This window comes from Pseudomonas sp. KK4, assembly GCF_001984065.1.
GTDB lineage: Bacteria > Pseudomonadota > Gammaproteobacteria > Pseudomonadales > Pseudomonadaceae > Aquipseudomonas.
Window position 1 is genome coordinate 133,207 of sequence record NZ_LYVP01000005.1, and the last position, 6,548, is coordinate 139,754.

A 6,548-nucleotide genomic window follows, 5' to 3' on the forward strand; every position below is an offset into this window, starting at 1 on the left:
AAAAATAAAAAAAAGAGGGAGCAACAGATGATTCGGACTCAGACAAACATGCTGTTGGGCGGTGGTCTTCTGGCCGCCAGCCAGGCCATGGCCGGCGATTTGCTGCTGTGGCAGACCAACAGCCTGAGTTACCTGTACGGCAAGGATTTCGCGGTCAACCCGTCGATCCAGCAGACGGTGACCTTCGAGCACGCCGACCGCTGGAAGTACGGCGACAATTTCCTGTTCATCGACAGCACCTATTACAACGGCGAGAAGGATCGCAACAAAGGCGTTCACGCCTACTACGGCGAATTCAGTTCGCGCCTGTCCCTGGGCAAGATCCTCGACCGCCGTTTCGAACTCGGCCCGATCAAGGACGTGTTGCTCGCCATGACCTACGAAAACGGCGAAGACGACACCGAGGCCTATCTGATCGGCCCAGGTTTCGACCTCAAGGTGCCCGGTTTCAACTTCGTCACCCTCAACCTCTACCGCCGCCACACCGAAGGCTCGCGCCCCGGTGACGGCATCTGGCAGGTCACCCCGGCCTGGTCCTACACCGTGCCGCTGGGCAACTCCAGCCTGTTGATCGACGGCTACATCGACTGGGTGGTGGACAACGACCAGAACGCCCACGGCACCTACCACGCCAACCTGCACTTCAACCCGCAAATCAAATACGACCTGGGCAAAACCCTGGGCTGGCGGGAAAAACAGGTGTATGTCGGCGCCGAGTACAGCTACTGGAAGGACAAATACGGCATCGAGAACAACGGCAACCTCGACACCAACGAAAACACCACCAGCCTGCTGGTGAAGGTGCATTTCTAAGATGATCCGCAACCGTGCCCCAAACCTGTCGTCGGTGCGCTGTTGCGGGGCACTTGAGACCTGGCCGAGGAGTCAGTATTCTCCGCGGCCGCCTGAATCCGCTTTAAAAAAAAGCCCGGATTTAATTCCTGACCAGCAAGCCAACTTATCCCGGCACTGGACGGTACCAAGGCATCCCCAAACCCCTCTCGATCGACTGCTTTTGAGCAGCCGGGCGGGAGTTTTTTTGCTTTGTGAAAGCCTTGGCTCAGCTCTTGCTAACAGCACCGAAGCTGACCGATTGGATGATTTTTTACAGCGACAGAAAAAGACGCCACATCAGAGCGTCGATCTTAAAAAAAAACGTGAAACCACTACTTTTTGGGAGCAACCGAATGAAACGCACGTGCACGAGCCTGATGCTGGCCGGATCCATGCTGGCGGGGGGCCAGGCCATGGCTGGCGACTTGCTGCAATGGCAGAACAACAGCCTGACGTACCTCTATGGCAAAGACTTCCAGGTCAACCCGCGCATTCAGCAGACGGTGACCTTCGAACACGCCGACGGCTGGAAATACGGCGACAACTTCATCTTCGTCGACAAGATCTTCTACAACGGCAAGCAAGACGCCTTCGCCGGCGAGAACACCTACTACGGTGAGATCAGCCCACGCCTGTCGTTCGGCAAGATCTTCGACCAGAAGCTCGAATTCGGGCCGATCAAGGACGTGCTGCTGGCCATGACCTACGAGTTCGGTGAAGACGACACCGAGTCCTACCTGATCGGCCCCGGTTTCGACCTGGCCATCCCCGGCTTCGATTACTTCCAGCTGAACTTCTACAACCGCCACACCGAAGGCGACCGTCCGGGCGACAACATCTGGCAGGTTACCCCGGTCTGGTCCTACACCATTCCGGTGGGCGATTCGAACGTGCTGATCGACGGTTTCATGGACTGGGTGGTCGACAACGACGTCAACAAGAAAGGCGAATACCACGCCAACCTGCACTTCAACCCGCAGATCAAGTACGACCTGGGCAAGGCGCTGAACCTGGGCGAGAAGCAGTTGTACGTGGGTGTCGAGTATGACTACTGGAAAGACAAGTACGGGATCGAAGACAGCCAGGGCTTCAAGACCGATCAGAGCGTGACCAGTTTCCTGGTCAAGGTGCACTTCTGATCCGGCGGCGTCTTTAAGGACGCCTTCGCGGGCAAGCCTCGCGCCTACAGGCTTTTGTGTCGTTCCTATAATTGGCGTAGGACACAAAACCTGTAGGCGCGAGGCTTGCCCGCGAAGGTCGCACCGCCGACCTCAGGCCGAACCCACCGGCTGCGCCAACCCCAAAAACCGGCACAACTCGTCCTTCTTGGCCAACGCATCGCGCCGCCCCAAATCGATCAGCTCGCTGCAATACCCCGCCTCGAACAGCAGATAACTCAACACCCCCGCCCCACTGGTCTTGGTCGCTCCCGGTCCGCGCAGGAACAGGCGCAGCGCCGCCGGCATTTCCTGGCGATGGCGCGCGGCAATCTCGTCGATCGGCTGGCTCGGCGAAATCACCAGCACCTCCACCGGCGCCACCCCCAACGTGCGGATCGGTGTGCCATCGGGCATCAAGTGGCTGAACTGGTTCAAGCGCTGCAGCAACTCGATGTCGCTTTCCAGGCTATCAATGAAGGTGCTGTTGAGCATGTGCCCGCCGATCTGCGCCAGGGTCGGTTGCTGCCCGGTATACGCGCGTTGCTGCGGCTGCTGCGGATCGATGCCCCGCGGGTTGCCGCTCACCCCCACGACCAGCACGCGACTGGCGCCCAGGTGCAGCGCCGGGCTGATGGGGGCCGACTGCCGCACCGCGCCATCGCCGAAATACTCTTCGCCGATTTTCACCGGGGCGAACAGCAGCGGAATGGCCGAACTGGCCAGCAAATGATCAACGGTCAATTGGGTGGGAACGCCGATCCGACGATGGCGCAGCCAGGCGTCGATGGTGCCGCCGCCCTGATAGAAGGTCACGGCCTGGCCGGACTCGTAGCCGAATGCGGTGACGGCCACGGCGTGCAACTGCTTCTGGGCAATGGCTTGTTCAATGCCGGACATGTGCAGTTTGTCGTTGAGCAGATCCCGCAGCGGTGAACTGTTGAGCAACGCTACCGGCACCTGGGCGCCCAGGCCCAGCAGGCTATGGCCGACAAAACGACTGGCCTGGCGGATCACCCCCGGCCAATCGCTGCGCAACACCAGGTGACTGCGAAAGCCCTGCCAGAATGCGGTCAGGCGCTCGATGGCCGCGCGAAAATCCGTGGCGCCGCTGGCCAGGCTGACCGCATTGATCGCCCCGGCCGACGTGCCGACGATCACCGGAAACGGATTGTCGGCGCCCAACGGCAACAACTCGGCAATCGCCGCCAACACCCCGACCTGATAGGCCGCCCGAGACCCGCCGCCGGAAAGAATCAACCCAGTAACCGGTTCAGCAGGACTCATGCGCAACGCTCCTTGATGCAGAATGGAAGCTCATTGCTGCCGTGTTTCCTGTGGGAGCGGACTTGTCCGCGATGGTCGTCAACGATGACGATGGGTGTCTGGCGCCCCGCGGTGTCTGGGCGTTCATCGCGAGCATGCTCGCTCCTACAGGGACGGTGTTCAACCGCGTTTGTCGTAGAGCTTGGGCTCGCCCGGTGGCCGGCTCTTGAAGCGGCGATGGGCCCAGAGGTATTGCTCCGGGCAATCGCGCAACACGCCTTCGATCCACTGGTTGATGCGCAGGCAGTCTTCTTCCTCGGTCTCGCCAGGGAAGCCTTCGAGCGGCGGATGGATCACCAGGCGATAACCGCTGCCATCGGCCAGGCGTTCCTGGGTGAAGGGCACCACCAGCGCCTTGCCGAGTCGCGCGAACTTGCTGGTGGCGGTGACGGTGGCGGCCTGAATGCCGAACAGCGGCACGAAGATGCTTTGCTTGGCGCCGTAGTCCTGGTCCGGTGCGTACCAGATCGCCCGTCCCGAGCGCAGCAACTTGAGCATGCCGCGCACGTCCTCGCGCTCCACCGCCAGCGAATCGAGGTTGTGCCGCTCGCGGCCCTGGCGCTGGACGTAGTCGAACAGCGGGTTCTTGTGTTCGCGGTACATGCCATCGATGGTGTGCTGCTGGCCCAGCAGGGCCGCGCCGATTTCCAGGGTGGTGAAATGCACCGCCATCAGGATCACGCCCTTGCCTTCACGCTGGGCCTTCTGCAAATGCTCCAGGCCTTCGACATGAGCCAGCTTCGCCAGTCGCTCGCGGGACCACCACCAGCTCATGGCCATTTCGAAAAAGGCGATGCCGGTCGAGGCGAAGTTTTCCTTGAGCAGGCGCTTGCGCTCGGCCGCGGACTTTTCCGGGAAGCACAGTTCCAGATTGCGTTTGGCGATGCGCCGTCGGTCGCCGGCCGCCCGATACATCAGGGCACCAAGGGCGCGGCCGATCCACAGCAAGGCCGGGTACGGCAACTGCACGACCAGCCACAACAGCCCAAGGCCCAGCCACAGCGGCCAGAAACGTGGAGAGAGAAAGGTTGTTCGAAAACGCGGGCGATCCATCAAAGCATCCGGAAAGACAATGGCCGCGCATTCTACATCGTTCGACCCGGCTTGCGGCCTGCGGGCGATCTCGTTATAAGTCTGGGCACTTTTAGTGACAAGTCGTTGTATGCCGACCATGAGCCAAACCGAACCGCTAGACCAAGATCCCGTGTTCCAGCTGAAGGGCAGCATGCTCGCCATTACGGTGCTGGAACTGGCCCGTAACGACCTCGACGGCCTCGATCGGCAATTGGCCGCCAAGGTCGCCCAGGCGCCCAACTTTTTCAGCAACGCGCCACTGGTCCTGGCCCTGGACAAACTGCCGGCCAGCGAAGGCGCGGTCGACCTGCCGGGCCTGATGCGCGTATGCCGCCAGCACGGCCTGCGCACCCTGGCCATCCGTGCCAGCCGCATCGAAGACATCGCCGCCGCCATCGCTGTCGACCTGCCGGTATTGCCGCCGTCCGGCGCCCGTGAGCGCACGCTGGACCTGAACGAAGGCGTGGTGGCGAAAAAGCCGGAAAAGCCACCGGAGCCGACCATCAAACCGACGAAAATCATCACTTCGCCAGTACGGGGTGGCCAGCAGATCTACGCCCAGGGCAGCGACCTGGTGGTGATCTCCTCGGTCAGCCCGGGGGCGGAACTTCTCGCCGATGGCAACATCCATGTATACGGCCCCATGCGCGGTCGGGTATTGGCTGGGGTCAAGGGCGACACGAAAGCCAGGATTTTCTGTCAGCAAATGAGCGCTGAACTGGTCTCCATCGCCGGTCATTACAAGGTCTCCGAAGACCTGCGCCGCGACCCTTTGTGGGGTTCGGGCGTGCAGGTCAGCCTGTCGGGCGACGTGTTGAACATCATTCGGCTTTAACGGATACTGCCGCATTTTCCAAACATCTCTAAAAACGTGGCGAAAACGGCTCAAACGAAGTAGGAAACAGGCCCAAGGCAGTGTCTACCCAAGGTAAGCGCCGCCCAGAACCGGATTCCAGCCAAGGCCGTTCGACTGCAGTCGTTTTGCAGAGATGTTTTTCAGGGGCTAAAAGTCCTTTTTCCTTAGGGGTGAAACACCTTGGCCAAGATTCTCGTGGTTACATCCGGCAAGGGTGGTGTGGGTAAGACCACCACCAGCGCCGCTATCGGTACCGGCCTCGCTCTGCGCGGCCACAAAACAGTGATCGTCGACTTCGACGTCGGTTTGCGTAACCTCGACCTGATCATGGGTTGCGAGCGTCGCGTGGTGTACGACTTCGTCAACGTCGTCAACGGCGAAGCCAACCTGCAACAGGCCCTGATCAAAGACAAGCGCCTGGAAAACCTCTACGTACTGGCCGCCAGCCAGACCCGCGACAAAGACGCGCTGACTGTCGAAGGCGTGGAAAAAGTCCTGATGCAACTCAAGGAAGACTTCGAGTTCGTGGTCTGCGACTCCCCGGCGGGCATCGAGAAAGGCGCCCACCTGGCCATGTACTTCGCCGATGAAGCGATCGTCGTGACCAACCCGGAAGTGTCCTCGGTACGAGATTCGGACCGCATGCTCGGCCTGCTGGCCAGCAAGTCCCGTCGCGCCGAACGCGGTGAAGACCCGATCAAGGAACACTTGCTGATTACCCGTTATCACCCGGAACGTGTGAGCAAAGGCGAAATGCTCGGCGTAGAAGACGTCAAGGAAATCCTCTCGGTGACCCTGCTCGGCGTGATCCCGGAATCCCAGGCGGTGCTCAAGGCATCCAACCAGGGCGTTCCGGTGATCCTCGACGACCAGAGCGATGCCGGCCAGGCCTACAGCGATACCGTCGATCGCCTGCTGGGCAAGACCGTCGACCATCGATTCCTCGATGTACAGAAGAAGGGATTCTTCGAGCGCCTGTTTGGAGGCAACTAAGCAATGAACCTTTTTGACTTCTTTCGTGCCAACAAAAAGCAAAGCACCGCGTCGGTAGCGAAAGAGCGTCTACAGATCATCGTGGCGCACGAACGCGGCCAACGCAGCACCCCGGACTACCTGCCAGCCTTGCAGAAGGAACTGGTCGAGGTGATTCGCAAGTACGTCAATATCGGGTCCGATGACGTGCATGTCGCACTGGAAAGCCAGGGCAGCTGCTCGATTCTGGAACTCAATATCACCCTGCCAGATCGCTAGTCGATCCGGCTGGAGCCACGGCGGTTCAGGCCCCACGCGCGATTGCGGGG

7 protein-coding genes are annotated in these 6,548 nt (G+C 60.6%); 5 read left to right on the plus strand and 2 right to left on the minus strand.

What is annotated here, in order from left to right; translation table 11 throughout:
• Positions 1-27 precede the first annotated feature (27 nt).
• Together B0W55_RS03725 and B0W55_RS03730 are read left to right on the plus strand one after the other, a co-directional pair.
• Complete coding sequence (locus B0W55_RS03725) at positions 28-813, plus strand: outer membrane protein OmpK (protein ID WP_077044675.1); 786 nt, start codon at positions 28-30, stop codon at positions 811-813.
• A 374-nt stretch (positions 814-1,187) separates the two neighbouring features.
• Positions 1,188-1,973: an outer membrane protein OmpK gene (locus tag B0W55_RS03730; protein WP_077044676.1), complete on the plus strand. Its 786-nt coding sequence runs from the start codon at positions 1,188-1,190 to the stop codon at positions 1,971-1,973.
• 132 nt (positions 1,974-2,105) lie between these two features.
• Here the strand turns inward: B0W55_RS03730 and B0W55_RS03735 are convergent, their stop codons facing one another.
• A complete protein-coding gene (locus B0W55_RS03735; protein ID WP_077044677.1) occupies positions 2,106-3,278 on the minus strand; it encodes a patatin-like phospholipase family protein in 1,173 nt (390 codons plus the stop codon).
• Positions 3,279-3,437: 159 nt separating this feature from the next.
• Positions 3,438-4,370, minus strand: a complete 933-nt coding sequence (locus tag B0W55_RS03740) for a lipid A biosynthesis lauroyl acyltransferase (RefSeq protein ID WP_077044678.1) — start codon at positions 4,368-4,370, stop codon at positions 3,438-3,440.
• Positions 4,371-4,488: 118 nt separating this feature from the next.
• Here B0W55_RS03740 and minC point away from each other — a divergent pair, with 118 nt between their 5' ends.
• The 3 genes from minC to minE all read left to right on the plus strand — a co-directional run bounded on the left by minC (position 4,489) and on the right by minE (position 6,498).
• Positions 4,489-5,226, plus strand: coding sequence for a septum site-determining protein MinC (gene minC / locus B0W55_RS03745; protein ID WP_077044684.1), 738 nt, complete (start codon positions 4,489-4,491; stop codon positions 5,224-5,226).
• Between the two features lie 201 nt (positions 5,227-5,427).
• Positions 5,428-6,240, plus strand: coding sequence for a septum site-determining protein MinD (minD, locus tag B0W55_RS03750; protein WP_007974946.1), 813 nt, complete (start codon positions 5,428-5,430; stop codon positions 6,238-6,240).
• A 3-nt stretch (positions 6,241-6,243) separates the two neighbouring features.
• Positions 6,244-6,498: a cell division topological specificity factor MinE gene (gene minE, locus B0W55_RS03755; protein WP_007974947.1), complete on the plus strand. Its 255-nt coding sequence runs from the start codon at positions 6,244-6,246 to the stop codon at positions 6,496-6,498.
• Positions 6,499-6,548: the final 50 nt, after the last annotated feature.

Bases quoted from the DNA above. Each gene is read 5' to 3' on its own strand.
- B0W55_RS03725 (WP_077044675.1), top strand. From the start codon at position 28: ATGATTCGGACTCAGACAAACATGCTGTTGGGCGGTGGTCTTCTGGCC.
- B0W55_RS03730 (WP_077044676.1), top strand. From the start codon at position 1,188: ATGAAACGCACGTGCACGAGCCTGATGCTGGCCGGATCCATGCTGGCG.
- B0W55_RS03735 (WP_077044677.1), bottom strand. From the start codon at position 3,278: ATGAGTCCTGCTGAACCGGTTACTGGGTTGATTCTTTCCGGCGGCGGG.
- B0W55_RS03740 (WP_077044678.1), bottom strand. From the start codon at position 4,370: ATGGATCGCCCGCGTTTTCGAACAACCTTTCTCTCTCCACGTTTCTGG.
- minC (WP_077044684.1), top strand. From the start codon at position 4,489: ATGAGCCAAACCGAACCGCTAGACCAAGATCCCGTGTTCCAGCTGAAG.
- minE (WP_007974947.1), top strand. From the start codon at position 6,244: ATGAACCTTTTTGACTTCTTTCGTGCCAACAAAAAGCAAAGCACCGCG.